Origin of the sequence: Nocardioides sp. (assembly GCF_050699375.1) — a bacterium.
GTDB lineage: Bacteria > Actinomycetota > Actinomycetes > Propionibacteriales > Nocardioidaceae > Nocardioides.
In genome coordinates this window covers 1-16,676 of sequence record NZ_JBOHDN010000026.1, presented here as the reverse complement: position 1 = coordinate 16,676, position 16,676 = coordinate 1, and the positions used below count along the sequence as shown (strand labels likewise).

Genomic DNA, 16,676 nt, shown 5'->3' with positions numbered 1-16,676 from the left:
GGCCCGGCCCCACGATGGGGACCGGGCCTTCGCCGTCTTCTCAGAGCCTCAGCTCAGCTATCAGTGCCGTCCGGCGTGTGCCGGGCGGCGCTGGTCACTGACCGCCGGTGAGCTTCTCGCGCAGAGCCTGGAGCGCCTCGTCGGAGGCGAGCGAGCCGCTCTCCTCCTCGGTGACGGTCTCGTCGACCGAGCCACCCGAGGAGTACGAGGTGGCCTCGCCGGCCTCGGCGGCCTTCTCGACGGCCTCCTGCTGCTGCTTGATGTGGGCCTCCCAGCGAGCGTGGGCCTGAGCGTACTGCTCCTCCCACTTCACACGCTGCTCGTCGTAGCCCTCGAGCCACTCGCCCGTCTCCGGGTCGAAGCCCTCGGGGTAGAGGTAGTTGCCCTGCTCGTCGTAGCTGGCCGGCATGCCGTAGAGCGTCGGGTCGAACTCCTCGACGTCGGTCGAGGTGACCGTCTCGTTGGCCTGCTTGAGCGAGAGCGAGATGCGGCGACGCTCGAGGTCGATGTCGATGATCTTGACCATGACGTCGTCGTTGACCTGGACGACCTGCTCGGGGATCTCCACGTGGCGCTCGGCCAGCTCGGAGATGTGCACCAGGCCCTCGATGCCCTCCTCGACACGGACGAACGAACCGAACGGCACCAGCTTGGTGACCTTACCCGGGACGATCTGGCCGATCTGGTGGGTGCGGGCGAAGTGCTGCCACGGGTCCTCCTGGGTCGCCTTCAGCGACAGGGAGACACGCTCGCGGTCCATGTCCACGTCGAGAACCTCGACGGTGACCTCGTCACCGACGGTGACGACCTCGGACGGGTGGTCGATGTGCTTCCAGGAGAGCTCCGAGACGTGGACGAGACCGTCGACGCCGCCGAGGTCCACGAACGCACCGAAGTTGACGATCGAGGAGACGACACCCTTGCGGATCTGACCCTTCTGGAGCTGGGTCAGGAAGCCGTGGCGAACCTCGGACTGGGTCTGCTCGAGCCAGGCACGGCGCGAGAGGACCACGTTGTTGCGGTTCTTGTCGAGCTCGATGATCTTGGCCTCGAGGGTCTGACCGACGTACGGCTGCAGGTCGCGGACGCGACGCATCTCCACCAGCGAAGCCGGGAGGAAGCCGCGAAGACCGATGTCGAGGATGAGACCGCCCTTGACGACCTCGATGACCGCGCCCTCGACGACGCCGTCCTCCTCCTTGACCTGCTCGATCGTGCCCCAGGCGCGCTCGTACTGAGCCCGCTTCTTGGACAGGATCAGACGGCCTTCCTTGTCCTCCTTCTGGAGAACCAGGGCCTCGACCTTGTCGCCGACCTCGACGACCTCGGACGGGTCGACGTCGTGCTTGATCGAGAGCTCGCGCGACGGGATGACGCCTTCGGTCTTGTAACCGATGTCGAGCAGGACCTCGTCCCGGTCGACCTTGACGATGACACCGTCCACGATGTCGCCGTCGTTGAAGTACTTGATGGTCTCGTCGATCGCGGCGAGGAAGTCCTCTTCCGACCCGATGTCGTTGATCGCGACCTGAGGCGCGTCGTAGTCGGGGAGAGGAATGTTGAGCGTGCTCGTCATAAGGGAGGTGGTTTCCTTGGGTGGACAGATATCGTCGGCTTCACACACGTCGATGCCTGGTCGACCACCTCTGCCGGCACATGCGCGATGGGCATCATCGCCCGGCATGAACCAGCGACTGAGGTAGCAAGCCAAGGGCCGCTCGGTCCGGGACCTGGGCAGACGTCAGACGCAGTTTCTTAGCCTACGCTCCGCGCACAGGCCCCGTCCAACTGCCGCCGACCCTCGCGGCATTCCCCGGTTGAGGCCACGGGGCATACGCTGTAGAGGTGGACCAAGCCATCACCCCGGCCGTCAGGCCGGAGGCGCCCGTCGATCCGTTCGGCCCGACCGGCCCCGGCATCGAGACCGGCATCGCGCACAGCCTCGAATCCAGCCTCGATCCCGGCCTCGACCCCGGTCTCGGGACCACCAGCGGCCCCGTGGTCAGAGCCGAGCGGCGTACGGTCAGCGAGGCCGAGTCGCGCCGCGCCAACGGCCCCGACTGGGACAGGTACGCCGACGAGTACCAGGCCACTCACGGACCGTTCCTCGGCGAGGCCGGCTTCGTCTGGGGTCCCGAGGGGCTGACCGAGGCCGACCTCGGCGTCCTCGGCGACGTCGCCGGCAAAGACGTGCTCGAGCTCGGCTCGGGCGCCTGCCAGTGCTCACGGTGGGTGAACACCCAGGGCGGGCGCGCGCTCGGCCTGGATCTCTCCGGACGCCAGCTCCTGCACTCCCGGCGGCTGGACGAGCAGACCGGTGTGGTCGTGCCCGCGGTGCAGGCCACCGCGACCGACCTGCCCTTCGCCGACGGCTCCTTCGACGTGGTCTTCTGCTCGTTCGGGGCGCTGCAGTTCGTCAGCGACATCGCCCGCGCGATCACCGAGACGGCCCGGGTGATGCGGCCCGGAGGCCGCTTCGCCTTCTCGATCACCCATCCGACGCGGTGGATGTTCCCCGACGACCCCGGCGCCGAGGGCCTGATCGCCGCCCAGTCCTACTGGGACCGCACCCCCTATGTCGAGGTCGACGACGAGACCGGCGAGGTGTCGTACGTCGAGCACCACCGCACCCTTGGGGACTGGGTCTCGATCCTGGCCGGTGCCGGGTTCCGGATCACCGACCTGGTCGAGCCCGAGTGGCCCGAGGGCCACGAGCGGATCTGGGGCGGCTGGTCGCGGACCCGGGGGCTGTTGACCCCCGGGACCGCGATCTTCGGTGCTGATCTCTAAGCGTCGACCAGGGTGCGGTCGTCAGCGGCGGCGTGCGAGCCGCCGTTGGGCTTGCGGCCGCTCAGGACCAGCCACAGGCCGGCCAGCAGGAGGACCAGACCGGCGACGAGGCCGCCGACCGGGATCCAGGTGCCGATCAGGTTGAGCTTGTCGATGTTGGCCTTGGCGTCCTCGGCGTTCGTGGCGACGGTCTTGTCGGTGTAGCTCATCTCGGCGTCGATCAGCGTCGTCTCGCCCGCGACCATCGTCTGGGTCGCGCTCTGGTCGATGTAGGAGCCGGTGGTCGGCTCGACGTAGATCGTCTGGTTGGCCTCGTAGGTGCCACGGACGTCGTCGTCGGTGCCGATCTCCTCGTCCTCGCCCGCGGACAGGACCGCGTCGTCGGAGGAGGCGTTGACCTCGTACTGGTAGGTCGTCACTCCCTCGACCTCGACGTCGTCGATGTAGGTGGCGATGACGCTCGTGCCGAGCGTGCCGTCCCAGTACTCGTAGTTGTGGCGCTGGGTGTCGAACGGGAACTTGCCGGCCAGGCCGACCATGCCGTCGACGGCCCGGTCCTCACCGACGTACTTGGCCTGGTCCTTGACCACCTCGGAGGTCTTGCGGTCCATGGCGTAGACGCGCTCGGTGGCGGTCACGACCCGGTCGTCGGTCTCGGGATCCGGGCACGCCGGCGGGTTGTCCTCCTGGACCACGATGCAGCCGGCCTCGATGAAGACGACCACGGAGTCGGTGGACTCCTTGGGCGCTGCCTCCGTCGTCCTGACGTACTTCACCGGAACCGGGGACTCCGACTTGGCCAGCGCACCACTCGCGGTGCCCTCCAGGATCGTCGTCGTGTCGACGTTCAGCGGCACCGTCTTCGCGGCGCCCTTGCCCCAGAAGCCGGCGACCGCGGCAGCTGCCAGCGCGAACGCGCCGACCAGCAAGAAGACATAACCAATCACTTTTCGCATGTGTTTGCCCCTCCCAAGGCTCAGGGTCCCCCCTCGATCCGCCGAACCGTAGCAGCAATACCGGGAGAGGTGTGCAACGGGTCACATACCACTGTGCGACACTTCCTCCTCGTGTCGCTCCCCCACTCCACTTCCACCACTGCCGGCCCCGACGCAGGCCCCCACGCGGGCCCCGCCGCCGGCGGCGTGCTGGCGACCCCCGGCAAGGTGGTCGCGGCCGCGCTGGCCATGATCGTGGCGCAGCTCGCCTTCCGTGCCTGGGCGGTGAGCGGGTCGTGGTATCGCTTCGACGACGCCAACTTCATGTCCAAGCTGATGTCGGACGGGCTCTCGGCGGACCTGCTCTTCCACGGCTTCGCGGGACACCTGATGCCGGGGGCGTTCGCGCTGACGGCCTACAACTTCGGTCTAGACCCCTACCAGTGGGCCTACCCGGCCATCGAGCTGATGGTGCTGCAGGCGGTCGCGAACCTCGGCGCGCTGGTCTTCCTCTGCTCCGCGTTCGGGCGGCGGCGTGGGATCCTGCCGCCGCTGGCGCTGTTCCTGTTCAGCTCGATCAGCCTGCCGGCGTTCCTCTCCTGGGGCCCCGGCATCACCCAGCTGCCGTTCCTCGCCGCGATCTTCTGGGGCTCGTGGGCGCACCTGAACTACCTGCGTACGCGGCGGTTCGGCTGGGCCCTGCTGACCATCCTCATCACCCTGGCCGCCATCGCCTTCGGCGAGAAGGCGATGCTGCTGTTCTGGCCGTACGCCGTCCTGGCGCTGGGCTGGTTCGCGACCGGCGACATCCTGACCCGGATGCGGACGATCCTGGTCCGCTACCTGCCCGGCGTGATCCTCTACGGCGTCGTCTCGATCGGCTCGGCGGCCGCCTATCTCGTCCTCGGGGCGGGATCGTCGAAGGCAGCCGGGAGCTCCGACGCCAACGGTTTCGCGCTGGTCACCCAGCGATTCCTGCTGGAGTCGTGGGCGCCAGGCGTGGTCGGTGGGCCGCTGCGGTGGGAGTGGATCGAGGGCAACTCGGCCGGCTGGGCCGAGCCCGGCGCGGTGGTCTCGGTGCTCGCCGTCGGTGTCCTGGCGCTGCTGACCTTCGAGCTCGCCCGCACCCGCTCGATCGCGCTGCGGGCCTGGTGGCTGGTCGGCGGCATCCTAGTCATCGACATCGCCCTCATCGCCGGCATCCGGGCCGGTGGCGTCGGTCCGGACATCGCACTCGCCTACCGCTATCTCACCGACACGATCGCGGTCACCGCGATGGCGCTCGCCCTGGCGACGCTGCCACTGCGCGGGGCGGTGGAGACGCTCGCCCCGACGCGTACCTCTGCCTTCCTCGACGCACCGCGGAGGGTCGCGGTCGCGACCGCGATCGTCGCCGGGCTCGGGCTCTTCTCGTCCTACTCCTACGCCGAGGGCTGGCACGAGGACGACAACACCGAGCGTTACATCGACACGGTCCGCAGCGATCTGGCCGGCGTCGAGGAGCCGCTGCCGATGGCCGACGGGCCGGTGCCGGAGTGGATGATCTGGGGCGTCTCTCACCCGCACAACCAGGTCAGCGCGGTGCTCCGGCCGCTCGCCGACAAGATGGAGTTCCCTCGGGCAAGCACGAATCAGCTCTTCGTGGTCGATGGCAAGGGCCACATCCGCCCGGCCGCCGTCGAGCCGGAACGCCGCTCGGTCGGCGCGGTCGATCCGACACCGAGCCCGGATCAGTGCCAGCTGCGAGTGCGCCAGACGCCGCTTCGAGTGGCCCTGGACGGCGGTGTGGACGGCGCCGGTTGGTGGATCCGCGTCAGCTACGCCGCCGGCGCCAAGGACGAGGGCCGGATGCGCGTGATCGCCGGGGACCATTCGTACGACGTCGAGGTCGAGGCCGGGTACCGCAGCCTCTACCTACGCACCGGTGAGGGCCGGTTCGACGCTGTGGGCTTCCAGAGCCTGACGCCTGGCTCGAAGCCGTGCGTGAGCGACATCGAGGTCGGCGAGGTGGTGCCGTACGGCGACCCGATCTCGGCAACCAAGGGGGATGGCTGATGAGCCGCCGGTTCCTCACTCTCGACGCACTGCGCGCGGTCGGGGCGCTGATGGTGCTGCTGACCCACGTCGGCTTCCATACCGGCCGCTACGAGCGCGGGTGGACCGGCGCGATGCTGGCGCACTTCGACCTCGGCGTCGCGCTGTTCTTCGTGGTCTCCGGGTTCCTGCTGGCCAGACCATGGTTCGCGGCCAGCGCTGCGGGTGCCCCGCCTCCCAGCACCGGACGCTATCTGTGGAAGCGGGCACTGCGGATCCTGCCGCTCTACTGGGTCGTCGTCGCCGTCTGCCTTCTCGTCGTCCCCGAGAACTCGGGCTCCGACGCCGGCGACTGGGTCGCCAACCTCACCCTGACCCAGATCTACACCCAGGACTCGCACGCCTACGGCCTGGCACACATGTGGAGCCTGTGCACCGAGGTCGCCTTCTACCTCGCGCTGCCGCTGGTGGTGCGGCTGCTGACGCCGCGGAACCGTCTGGACGTACGCCGCGTGCTGATCGTCTCGTTGCTACTCTCGGTCGGCGGTGTGGTTTTCGCGGCCGGCGCCCGGAGCTGGTTCACGCAGCCGTTCGCATCCGAGTGGCTGCCCGCCTACCTGCCGTGGTTCCTGGCCGGCACCGCGCTCGCGGCCTGCTCGGTGGACCCGGGCATGCGGGCGCGGCTGGACGCCGCCGCGCGCGACCTGGCCGGCTGGTGGCTGCTGGCGCTGGGACTCTTCGTCGCGGCCTGCACGCCGATCACCGGCCCGATCGGTCTCTCCGGGCAGCCGACACCCGCCGAGGCAGCACTCAAGTGCGTGCTCTACGGCGCGATCGCAGTCTGCATCACCTTCCCACTCGTCTTCGGGCCTGAGCTCGAGGGGGCCGTACGCGGGTGGCTGGCTCGTCCGGTGCCGAGCGCCTTGGGCGAGATCTCCTACGGCATCTTCTCGATCCACATGTTCGTCCTGGTGATGGGCATGGAGGTCCTTGGCTTCGAGGTCTTCGCCGACCGGTTCTGGACCGTCCTGGGCATGACGGTGGTCGTCACCGTGCCGTTGGCGGCACTCTCCTACCTCTTCTTCGAGCGCCGGGTGATGCGGCTGCGCGGCTGGCGCCCGTTCCGGAGCCGGCGCGCGGTGCGGTCGGCGCGCGCGGTGCCTTCAGCCGGTGCGGACGGTCCCGCGGAGGCGGCGGCCGCGGCGAGCACGACTGCGGCCAGCGACAGCGCCTGAGCCGTCCAGGCGGGCGGGTCCCAGGTCTGGTCCCACACGGACGGGAGGATCTCGACCACCAGCGCACCGGCGAGGAGCGCCGCCCCCGATCCGGCGGCCAGGAGACGTACGACGCCAGGACTGCGCCCGGTCAGGCGCGGTAGCGCCCAGGCCACCACGGCGGCCAGCGCACCCCACCAGCCCGCGAGCAGACCGGCCACGATCGCCAGCACCCCTGCGTCGTACCAGCGCCACGACGCAGCCGTGGGGAACAGCTCGAGGGTGGGGGTGGCGCCGCGGCGGCGCCAGGAGGTCGCCAGGGCGAGCGCGAGGACGAGCACAGCGCCGGCCGCACCGGCGAGCAGCCCGGCACGATAGGTCTCCTCGGGCGCGAAGCCGAGGCGTACCTCTCCCCCGGCCCCGGCGGGCACGACCCAGCCCTGCTGCCAGCCGTCGACCCGCTGGGCCTGGAGGACCTTGCCGTCCAGGGTCGCGGTGGCGCCGGGGTTGATGTTCTGCGGGAGCACGAGGATCCGGTCGTACGCCGCGGCGGGCACGGTGGCCGAGACCGCGGTGTCCCGCTCGTCTCGCTCGACCTCGACCGCCACCGGCGGCTCGGCGGGCGCGATCGCGTCGGAGCTGAGCTCGAGGCTGTCGATGCGGAGGGCGTCGTCAGGCCCGGGATCTGCCAGGAGCGTGTTCTCGCCGACAGCCAGGTTGATCGGAGCCGAGCCGCAGACCGCGAGCGGCACCTCCGCGCCGCGCAACAGGTCGGAGAGCGAGGCTTGGACCGAGGTACGCACCAGCCTGTCGCCCACCTTGATCCGGGGCCCTTCGGCGCAGGATGCCCGGATCCTGCCGTCGCCGAGCGGCTCGCCGTTGACCTGGAGCTCGGAGATGCCGGCGGGCAGCTCGGTCGCGTCGGCCATGCTGGAGGGCTGGTCGTAGGCGGCGTCGGTCTCGGTGATGCGGATTCGGAGCCGGTCGGTGCGCCAGCCGCTGGGAACCTCGACGTCTCCGTCCTCGCCGACCTCACGGGTGACCGTGCGCTTGGGTCGGCGCAGGTCGGTGATCTCGACCTCGGTCGGGATGCTCACCGCGGCCGCCTCCTCGACCACGAGCCGCAGGGACCGGATCCGCTCCTTCTCGGGCAGCCCGAGGGTCACCGCCGCCTCGCCGGTCGACGGAGCCCGCCAGGAGGTGCCGTCGTCACCGTCTGCCATGGCGAGCGCGGACCGGGCGATGTCGCCGCTGCTCGGCGCGCTGATGTCGACACCGGCGAGGCTGCCGGCCGCCTCGGCGTAGGCGTGGTCGCGGCGCAGCGAGACCGTCCCGCTGACGTCGAAGGACTGTCCGCGGGTGAGGGTGACCAGCCGGTCCAGATCGTCGCCGTCGTCGCCGGTGTGGGCCAGGAACGGCTCGCAGTAGAGCACGTCCTCCTGGCCCTCGATGCAGCCGCTTCGGTCGTTGTCCCGGCTGAGCCGGATCTTGCGGATCGTGGCGTCGGCGGGCGGCTCGGGCAGTGCGACCAGCCGCTGCGGGGTGACGCCGTCGATGTCGAGCTCGCTGATCCCCCAGGGGCTCTCGGCGGTGGCTCCGCGTGCCGTCACGGTGAGGTTGCGGGCGCTGAAGCCGGTGAGGTCGTACGTCGCCTCCTCCCCCGGCAGCGGGGCGTACACCTTCCGCATCTGGGCGCCGGCGACGAGCTCGAGCCGCTCCACCCCGACCGCGTTCGCCGGGATTGAGATGGTGACCTTGCCGAGGTCGACCTCGTCCTCGAACCGGACCCGGAGCCAGGAGCCCTCGGGGCCGCGCCCCCAGCCGGTCTCGGTGCGCCACGCCGTGTCCGGGTCCCCGTCGAGGGCCGCGGAGGGCGCACTGCCACGGTCGACCGGGACGTCGGCCGGCGTCGCCGCCGAGCTGGAGGCCTCCACGGTCTCGACCCCACGCCAGACCACGGTGCTCTGCCAGCGCTCCTGGTCCTCCAGATAGCGGTGGAAGCTCTCGGGCTTGTCGGAGTCGACGCCCTCCTCGGCGGTGCGGGTCGCGGAGGAGTTGGCGCGGACCCCGGAGAAGATCGTCGTACGCCGCCGCTGGCCGTCGGTGAGGATGACGTCGGCCTTCTCGTCGTTGTCGTCGGCGTCCGGCGTCCGGGTGTCGTCGGCGGTCAGCACGGCCTGCGCGCCGCTGGCGGGCTCACCCGGGTCGCCCATGACGGTCGTCTTCGCCGGGATCACGGTCCCGCCAGAGGCGGCGTCGTCGACCTCGTAGATCTCGATCGGGGCGTACTCCCCGGCCAGGCCCCCGTCGACGAGCACCCTGGTGCCGTTCTCACGGTGGTAGGTGCTGTTGCCGAACTCCGAGCCGAAGCTCGCCTCCCGGGTCAGGCCCGGAGAGCCGGCGAGGGTGGCGTGGACCAGCGAGGGCGGCGGGGCGCCGGTGGTGCCCCAGTGCAGGTCGTTGCGGATCAGCAGCCGGGTGACGCCGGCTTTGGCGAGCATGGGCGCGAGATCCTGGCTCGGGGTGCCGCGCTCGAGCTCCTCGGTGACCCGGTCGAGCCAGACGACGTTGCCGGGCTCGGCCAGCGGCACCACGCCTCGGACGGCCCAGCGGGAGTCGGCGTACGGCTGGAGGACCTCGTCGTGGGTGCTGCCCCACAGGTAGTCGCCGAACCGGGCAGCGGGAGCCACCAGCGTGACCCCGCCGTCGTCGGTCTCGGAGAGATAGTCGGCGGCCTCGGTCCAGAATCCCGGCACGTTCTCGATCGACCCCGGCGGCGGCACCTGGCCCCGCACCCAGGGCACCGCGAGGCCGGCCAGGGACGCGACCACGGCGACCACGAACACCTTGCGCAGCCACTCGGCGGCCTTCGTGCCCGACGCGCCTGCGCCCGACGTACCTGCGCCCGACGTACCTGCATCCGACGTGCCTGCGCGCGCCAAGCCGGCGCGGAAGAGGATGGTCTCGACGGTGAGCACGACCCCGGCCGCGAGCCCGAGGCGGAGCACGGCGTCGTACTTGTGACTGTTGCGCACCGCGGCCAGGGCGCCGTCGACCAGGTCCTGACGGGCCTCGGCGCCCCAGCCGGCCAGCGCACCGGTGTAGCCGATCCCCACCAGGACGGCGCCGGCCAGCACGCAGCCGATCAGGAAACGGCTCTCGGGATGCCGGCGCGCGCGTCCGAGACCGGCCAGCCCGGCGAGCCCGATGGCGACGACGGCGGCCGCGTCGAGGACCAGGTAGGGCGTGGTGTGCAGGCTCTGCCCGGCCGGGTAGTAGATGGGGTCGGCGTACGCCACCCAGTCCGAGGTGCCCAGCAGCGTGGGCAGCAGACCGGTGGTCGACGCGGTCACCGCGGCGGTCTCGATGTAGTCGAGGAAGGGCGGGATGTAGCGGCCCTGCAGCACCAGCGGGATCGTCCACCACAGGGTGGCGATGACGGTCAGCACGCCCCACAGGCCGAGCACGGCGAACCGTCGTACGCCGGTGCGCGTCATCAGGAAGACGACGCCCGGGACCAGGACCGCCGAGACCGCGGTCGCGTTGACGCCACCCGCGCAGGCGACCGCGAGCGCGGCGATCGCACACCAGCGCACCAGGTCCTTCGTGGTGGTCGTGCCGCTGGCCCGGATGACGGCGAGCAGCACCCAGGGCGCCACCGCGGTCGGCCACAGCTCGACCGAGTTGGCGCCGAGGATGGTCATGACGCGGGGCGTGAGGACGTACGCGGCGGCACCGGCCACCTGCGCCCAGGGTCGTCCCAGGCGCAGCTCACGGGCCAGCGTCAGGACCCCCAGGAAGGCCAGGTTGAGCAGCAGCGCCCACCACAGCCGCTGGATCACCCACTCGGGCAGGTGCGCCAGCTGGCCGAGGCCGTAGAACGGACCCATCGGCCACAGGTAGCCGGTCGCCTGGTTCTGCACCTGGCCGAAGCCGCCCTGGGCGTCCCACATGTTCAGCGCCCGGGCCAGGAACGCCCACGGGTCGGCGCTGAGGTCGAACTTGGTGTCCGCGACGATCCGCCCCGGGGCCTGGGTGAAGGTGATCGCGGTCAGGATGACGACGTATGCCGTGATCCTGAGCCTGGAGGTGGCGCTGGGCCGCTCCGGGGTCAGGTCTTGCGCAGCACGAGCAGGAGGTTCCACGAGAGCACCTCCCTCACCACCGGGACCCGCATCAGCCACGCCGCCCACGCGGGGTGGTAGCGCGGAACCGCGGCCAGGATCTCGGCGTTGCCCGCCTTGCGCTGGGCGCGCGCCCAGCGCAGCCCGGCGGCAGCGGTCGCCGCGTACATCGACTCGCCGTACTTGTTCTTGGGCTCGTGGCCGTGCTTGCGGCGGTAGCGACGGCGCGCGAACCGGCCGCCGAGCAGGTGCCACGGGCTGGTCTCGTGGCCGCCCCAGGGGCCCCACCACAGGGTGTAGGAACAGAAGACGACGCCGCCGGGCTTGGTGACGCGGAGCATCTCGTCGGCCATCGCCATCGGCACCGGGACGTGCTCGAGGACGTTGGAGGAGTAGCAGGCGTCGACCGAGCCGGTGCGGACCGGGAGCCGCATCCCGTCGCCGAGCATGCTGCCCTCGGCGACGATGCCGGCGCCCTGCATCTCACCGGCGTCGGCGTCCAGCGCGAGGTAGGTCGCGCCCGCCTTCATGAAGGCGTCGCGGAAGTAGCCCGGGCCGCCGCCGACGTCGAGCAGGACGGTGTCCCGCAGAGTCTCTCCAGCGGTGTAGTGGGCCAGCTGGCCGACCGAGTCCGCGGCCAGCGCGGTGTAGAAACGCGCGGGATCGGTCTGCTCGACCCGGAAGTCGTTGAAGAGACGTACGGAGCGCCGCAGCGTCGCGCTCCAGCCGCCGCCGATCGGGTCGTCGCTCGAGTCGTCGCTCGGGTCGTCGATCCGGGGGTCGAGGAGGTTCGGCACGGCCGGAACACTAACCGATTACCCCAGCGGGTGTGCATTTGGTCACGATTTGTCCTACTCTCCAGTAACTGCGTGACCCCTGGGGAGGGAGCGCTCAGCAGCGGGGAACTGCGAGATCCAGGGGAGCACTGAGTTTTGCGCGCCAAAGAGGGAGCGCAGCTGAGCGCCCGCCATGTGGCGGTGTTCAGCTGGCGCGATACGGACAACCCCGAAGCCGGCGGAGCCGAGCACTATCTGCATCAGATCACCGCAGGTCTGGTGGATGCCGGCGCCCGGGTCACCGTCTTCACCGCCGCCTATCCGGGCGCGCCCGCTCGCGAGGAGCGCGACGGGATCCGCTACGTACGCCGCGGCGGCAAGCTCAGCATCTACCTGTGGGGCGTGCTGCTGCTGGCACTGGGGCGCTTCGGCCCGATCGGCCGCGTCGACGCGGTCATCGACGTGCAGAACGGGCTCCCGTTCTTCACACCGCTCGGCACCCGGGCGCCGGTCACGGTCCTCGTCCACCATGTCCACCGCGAGCAGTGGCCGGTGGTCTACCCGGGCCTGTCCGGGCGGATCGGCTGGTGGGTCGAGTCGCGGCTGGCACCGCGCCTCTACCGTGACAAGCAGTACGTCGCGGTCTCCCGGGCCACCCGCGCCGAGCTGGCGACGCTGGGGGTCGACCCGGCCCGGGTCGCGGTCGTGCACAACGGCGCCGCGCCGGCGTTGAGCGACCAGCCGGCCAAGACCGAGCACCCCTCCGTCTGCGTCGTCGGGCGGCTGGTGCCGCACAAGCGGGTCGAGCTGGCGGTCGACGCCGTCGCGGCGCTGCGCGCGACCTACCCGGACCTGCGGCTGAGCATCGTGGGCGGTGGCTGGTGGACCGATGAGCTGGCTGCGTACATCTCCCGGGCGGAGGCCGGGGAGTTCGTCGAGATGCTGGGGCACGTCGAGGAGGAGACCAAGGAGGCGGTCTACGAGCGCTCCTGGCTGATGGCGCTGCCGTCGCTGAAGGAGGGCTGGGGGCTGGTGGTCACCGAGGCTGCGCAGCACGGCACCCCGACGGTCGCCTTCCGCTACGCCGGCGGGACGACCGAGTCGATCGACGACGGCGAGTCCGGGGTGCTGGTCGATGACCAGGCCGGCTTCGTGGCCTCGCTCGACCACCTGCTGGGTGACGAGATCCGGCGCAAGGAGCTGGCCGAGGGGGCCCGCTGGCACGCCCGCAAGCACACCTGGGAGCAGAGCCAGCTCAACTTCAACGCCGTGCTCGCCTCGGCTCTGCGGGGGCATGTGGTGAGCGCGGACTGACCGTCTCGCGCAAATATGAAGGGTCCCGGCGGACAACCGCCGGGACCCTTCGCGTTCGTTCGGTCGAAGCTCAGTCGTTGGTGCCGTACTGAACCGTCGACTCAGAGACGCTCGGAGGATTCTCGACGGTGTTGTCCGTGCTGCTGGTGACGACTCCGACGATGGTCGCTGCGGCGACTCCGCCGCCCACAAGAATGCTGGCGACGATGGCAATGATGTTGCCCATGGATATGTGACCTCCCTCTCCTAGCCGGGAACCCTAGCAGCCAGGCGGCGAACCGTACTGATCAGTAGCAAAACTGTTGACGTTGTGGCGATGAGCCACAGAAGGACGTACGCCGCCCACGCTCCGACCACGGCCGCCAGGGTCACCGGACCGACCGAGTAGCCGGTCATCGCGCCGCTCGTCGCGGGCAGTCGCCGCAGGAGCAGACCGCCCTCGTCGTAGACCGTCTCGCCGGCCACCTGCGGCGCCTCGCCCGCGGTGAGGTCGGTGATGACGTACGCGATCCCGAGGCTCCGCAGGGCCTCTGCCCGCCGCTGCGGGTCGGGTGCGGCGAGGGCCTCGGCCGCCTGGGCGGCGCGTGGGTCCTCGCCCGCGATCGTGGTGCGGCCGATGACGAGATCGCCGTTGATCACGCTCGTCCGGGTCAGCATCCGGGGCAGGGGGTCGAGGACGGGGCGGTCCTCGTTCCACGCCGGGGCGCGGTAGGCGGACCAGGGCAGGACGAGTACGTCTCCTGTGTCCGGCTGCTTCTCGAGGGTCTCGCTCGCCTGCCGCCACTTCGCCGGGTAGTCGGCGGCGCCGATGCCGCCCGCCAGGCCCCAGGCGGCGTCGGGGAGGACGGCGATCGGGGCGAGGACGACGACCACGGCCGCGGCCCATCTCGGGGCTGTCCCCCGCGGGCGCGGGCCCATCTTCTCGTCCACCTTCTGGCCCACCGTGTCGACGCCGGCGGCGACCGTCAGCACGAGCAACGGCAGGCACAGCGGGAGCAGCCGGCTGCTGTCGCGGAGCAGGGCCAGGCCGGGTAGGCCCTGGGCGATGGTCTCGAGCGCGGATGGTGCCGCCCAGCCGGCGAGCGCGATCGCGAGGCCGGATGCCCACAGCACCAGGATCGCGATCCGCTGCCCGTCGGCGGTCCACCACCTGCGGAGTCCTGCCGCGACCAGCGCGATCAGCACCAGCAGCGCGACCCAGGCGAGCCAGCCCTCCCGGCTGGCCGGGACCACCGAGGTGTTCCAGATCCCGCCGAGGGTGAGCGCGGCCAACGGAGCGGGCAGGGCATCACCGCGCAGCGCGAAGACCTCGAACCCGGTCGCCGCGGCCGCCTCCCCCGCGTGGGTCAGTCCGGTGACGAGCCACGGCGCGTTGACCGCGGCCACCATCGCGAGCAGCCTGACCGGACCCCGGCCACGGCGCAGCCCGGTGGCGAGCAGCACCGCGCCCGCGACGATCCCCGCGCTCGCGCTCAGGCTGCCGACCAGCAGGACGGGCAGCGTCCACCACCTGTGCCGCTCGCCGGCAGCCCAGCGGCGGCCCGCGACCACGAGCCAGGGCACCGCGGCGTACGCCAGCAGCATCGGCCAGTGCCCCATCCACAGCCGCTCGGCGACGTACGGGCTCCACACGACCAGACTGACCACAGCCATGCGGGCCACGAGCGACCGGTCGCGCACCAGCTCGGCGGCTCCCGACCCGGCGAGGACGAGCGCACCCACCAGGGCGATCTTCTGCGTCAGCATGCCCGGCACGACCTCGTCCACGACCGCGACGACCGCATCCGAGGGCACCGCCCGCGGCAGCCCCGACCCCATCCCCAGCACGTCCCTGGTCAGCGCGAGATCAGGCACCCACACCATGTCGTAGCTGAGCACGAACCCCGCACCCGACGCCGGCCCCAGCATCAGCAGAGCCAGCACGCCTGCCCACAGGACAGGAACCGCCCGCTCTCTCACGCCGCAACCCTAAGCGATCCCCGGGACGCAACCCCCGCAGCCCGAGAAGTCAGTTCTGCAGGCCGAGAAGTCACGTATGTCGGCCGAGACGTCAGTTCTGCAGGCCGAGAGGTCACTTGTGGCGATCGAGTTCAGAGGCCGGGCAGATGCCGGTGCCGGCATGTGACCTGCCACACCCTAGGCTTTCCCGGTGCCCACGATGACCGTCAGCCCGATCAGCGAGCGCCGGCGCAGGCTGTACGCGCTCGTCCGCAGCAGCGGGTTCCTCGCGGTCTGCATCATGGTCACCAACGTGGCCACCTATGGCTTCCAGATCATCGCCGCCCGGATCCTCGGGCCGGGACAGTACGGCGGCGTGGCCTCGATGATGTCGCTGCTGATGGTCGTCGGCGTGGTTCAGCTCGGGATGCAGGCGACCGCCTCGCGCCGGGTGACCGAGACGCCCGGCCACGAGCGCGCGATCGAGCGGACGGTGCTGCGGGCGACCTACCGGGCGGCCATCGTCGTCGGCGTGGTCATGCTCGTCGCCTCGCCGCTGGTCTGGAGACTGTTGCGGCTGGACTCGATCTATCCCGCGCTGCTGGTAGCGGTGTGCGCCGTGCCGCTGACCATCATGGGTGGTCAGGCCGGCGTGCTCCAGGGCGAGCGCCGCTGGCTCGGGCTGGCTGCCGTCTACCTGGCACTCGGCCTACCGCGGGTCCTGATCGCCACCGCCGCGATGTGGGTCCGCCCGACCGAGGGCGCCGCCATGGCCGGTGTCGCGCTGGCCCAGTTCGCGCCGGCAGTCGTCGGGTGGTGGGTGCTGCGTCGGCGTACCTCTGCCGCAGCCGGAGCGGAGACCAAGACACCCACGGCTCCCCGCCCGATGAAGCCCGTCGTCGTGGAGATGCTGCACGGGTCGTTCGCACTGCTGGGCTTCTTCGCACTCTCCAACGTCGACATCCTGATCGCTCGCAACGTGCTCTCCGACCACGTCTCCGGTCTGTACGCCGGCGGCCTGATCCTCACCAAGGCCGTGCTGTTCCTGCCTCAGTTCGTGGTGATCATCGCGTTCCCGTCGATGTCGGCCGAGGCCAGCCGCCGCTCCGCTCTCCTCAAGTCGCTGGCGCTCGTGGGCGGACTCGGCGTGTGTGCGATCGCGGGTGCCTCCCTGCTGTCGTGGCTGGCGATGATCTTCATCGGTGGCCCCGACTACGCCGAGATCGAGGGCCTGCTGTGGGTCTTCGCGATCCTCGGCACCCTGCTGTCCGTGCTCCAGCTGCTCGTCTACTCGGTCCTTGCCCGCCGCAGCCGCCTCTCGGCGTACCTTCTGTGGATCGCGGTCGGCGCCGCCATCGCCCTCGGCGCGGCTCAGACCACCGCCGAGGGCCTGGTCTGGGCCGTCCTCAGCGTCGATGCCACCCTGGTCGCCGTCCTCCTGGCCGTCACCTTCTGGCGCCTGAACCAGTCCTCCGACCGCTGACCCCACCCCAGCCGAAGCGTCACTTCTGCAGGCCGTCAGTTCTGCAGGCCGAGCGGGCACCTGGATGC

The 16,676-nt window shown here is 70.9% G+C and carries 10 protein-coding genes and 1 pseudogene; 5 read left to right on the top strand and 6 right to left on the bottom strand.

Features of this window, described 5'->3' with window-relative positions; all coding sequences use genetic code 11:
* Positions 1–94 precede the first annotated feature (94 nt).
* The gene (rpsA, locus tag ACRDPS_RS01235; protein WP_431499793.1) at positions 95–1,576 is read right to left on the bottom strand and encodes a 30S ribosomal protein S1; all 1,482 of its coding nucleotides are present in this window, start codon (positions 1,574–1,576) and stop codon (positions 95–97) included.
* Between the two features lie 269 nt (positions 1,577–1,845).
* On the opposite strand from rpsA, the gene ACRDPS_RS01230 reads away from it, so the two are divergent.
* Entirely contained in the window at positions 1,846–2,790 is a 945-nt protein-coding gene (locus ACRDPS_RS01230; protein WP_431499792.1) for a class I SAM-dependent methyltransferase, read from the top strand.
* Here the strand turns inward: ACRDPS_RS01230 and ACRDPS_RS01225 are convergent.
* Positions 2,787–3,746 carry a porin PorA family protein gene (locus tag ACRDPS_RS01225; protein ID WP_431499791.1) on the bottom strand — a complete coding sequence of 320 codons (960 nt, stop codon included), beginning with the start codon at positions 3,744–3,746 and terminating at the stop codon, positions 2,787–2,789. The two genes, ACRDPS_RS01230 and ACRDPS_RS01225, sit on opposite strands and share 4 nt — an antisense overlap.
* A 111-nt stretch (positions 3,747–3,857) precedes the next feature.
* On the opposite strand from ACRDPS_RS01225, the gene ACRDPS_RS01220 reads away from it, so the two are divergent.
* Both ACRDPS_RS01220 and ACRDPS_RS01215 read left to right on the top strand, forming a co-directional pair.
* Positions 3,858–5,780, top strand: coding sequence for a hypothetical protein (locus tag ACRDPS_RS01220; protein ID WP_431499790.1), 1,923 nt, complete (start codon positions 3,858–3,860; stop codon positions 5,778–5,780).
* A pseudogene (locus tag ACRDPS_RS01215) lies at positions 5,780–6,805 on the top strand (acyltransferase family protein); the annotation flags it as partial. The gene ACRDPS_RS01220 and the pseudogene ACRDPS_RS01215, both read left to right, overlap by 1 nt.
* A gap of 26 nt (positions 6,806–6,831) precedes the next feature.
* On the opposite strand, the gene ACRDPS_RS01210 reads toward ACRDPS_RS01215, so the two are convergent.
* On the bottom strand, positions 6,832–11,118 hold the full coding sequence (locus tag ACRDPS_RS01210) for an alpha-(1->3)-arabinofuranosyltransferase domain-containing protein (protein WP_431499789.1): 4,287 nt from the start codon (positions 11,116–11,118) through the stop codon (positions 6,832–6,834).
* Positions 11,085–11,894 (bottom strand): class I SAM-dependent methyltransferase, encoded by an 810-nt coding sequence (locus tag ACRDPS_RS01205; protein ID WP_431499788.1) that lies wholly within the window; start codon positions 11,892–11,894, stop codon positions 11,085–11,087. The genes ACRDPS_RS01210 and ACRDPS_RS01205 overlap by 34 nt, the downstream gene beginning before the upstream one ends.
* Before the next feature lie 135 nt (positions 11,895–12,029).
* On the opposite strand from ACRDPS_RS01205, the gene ACRDPS_RS01200 reads away from it, so the two are divergent.
* The gene (locus ACRDPS_RS01200; protein ID WP_431499787.1) at positions 12,030–13,187 is read left to right on the top strand and encodes a glycosyltransferase family 4 protein; all 1,158 of its coding nucleotides are present in this window, start codon (positions 12,030–12,032) and stop codon (positions 13,185–13,187) included.
* Positions 13,188–13,257: 70 nt separating this feature from the next.
* Here the strand turns inward: ACRDPS_RS01200 and ACRDPS_RS01195 are convergent, their stop codons facing one another.
* Both ACRDPS_RS01195 and ACRDPS_RS01190 read right to left on the bottom strand, forming a co-directional pair.
* Positions 13,258–13,413 (bottom strand): hypothetical protein, encoded by a 156-nt coding sequence (locus tag ACRDPS_RS01195; protein ID WP_160024268.1) that lies wholly within the window; start codon positions 13,411–13,413, stop codon positions 13,258–13,260.
* A gap of 20 nt (positions 13,414–13,433) precedes the next feature.
* The gene (locus tag ACRDPS_RS01190; protein WP_431499786.1) at positions 13,434–15,146 is read right to left on the bottom strand and encodes a hypothetical protein; all 1,713 of its coding nucleotides are present in this window, start codon (positions 15,144–15,146) and stop codon (positions 13,434–13,436) included.
* Between the two features lie 199 nt (positions 15,147–15,345).
* Here ACRDPS_RS01190 and ACRDPS_RS01185 point away from each other — a divergent pair, with 199 nt between their 5' ends.
* Positions 15,346–16,608, top strand: coding sequence for a lipopolysaccharide biosynthesis protein (locus ACRDPS_RS01185; RefSeq protein ID WP_431499794.1), 1,263 nt, complete (start codon positions 15,346–15,348; stop codon positions 16,606–16,608).
* Positions 16,609–16,676: the final 68 nt, after the last annotated feature.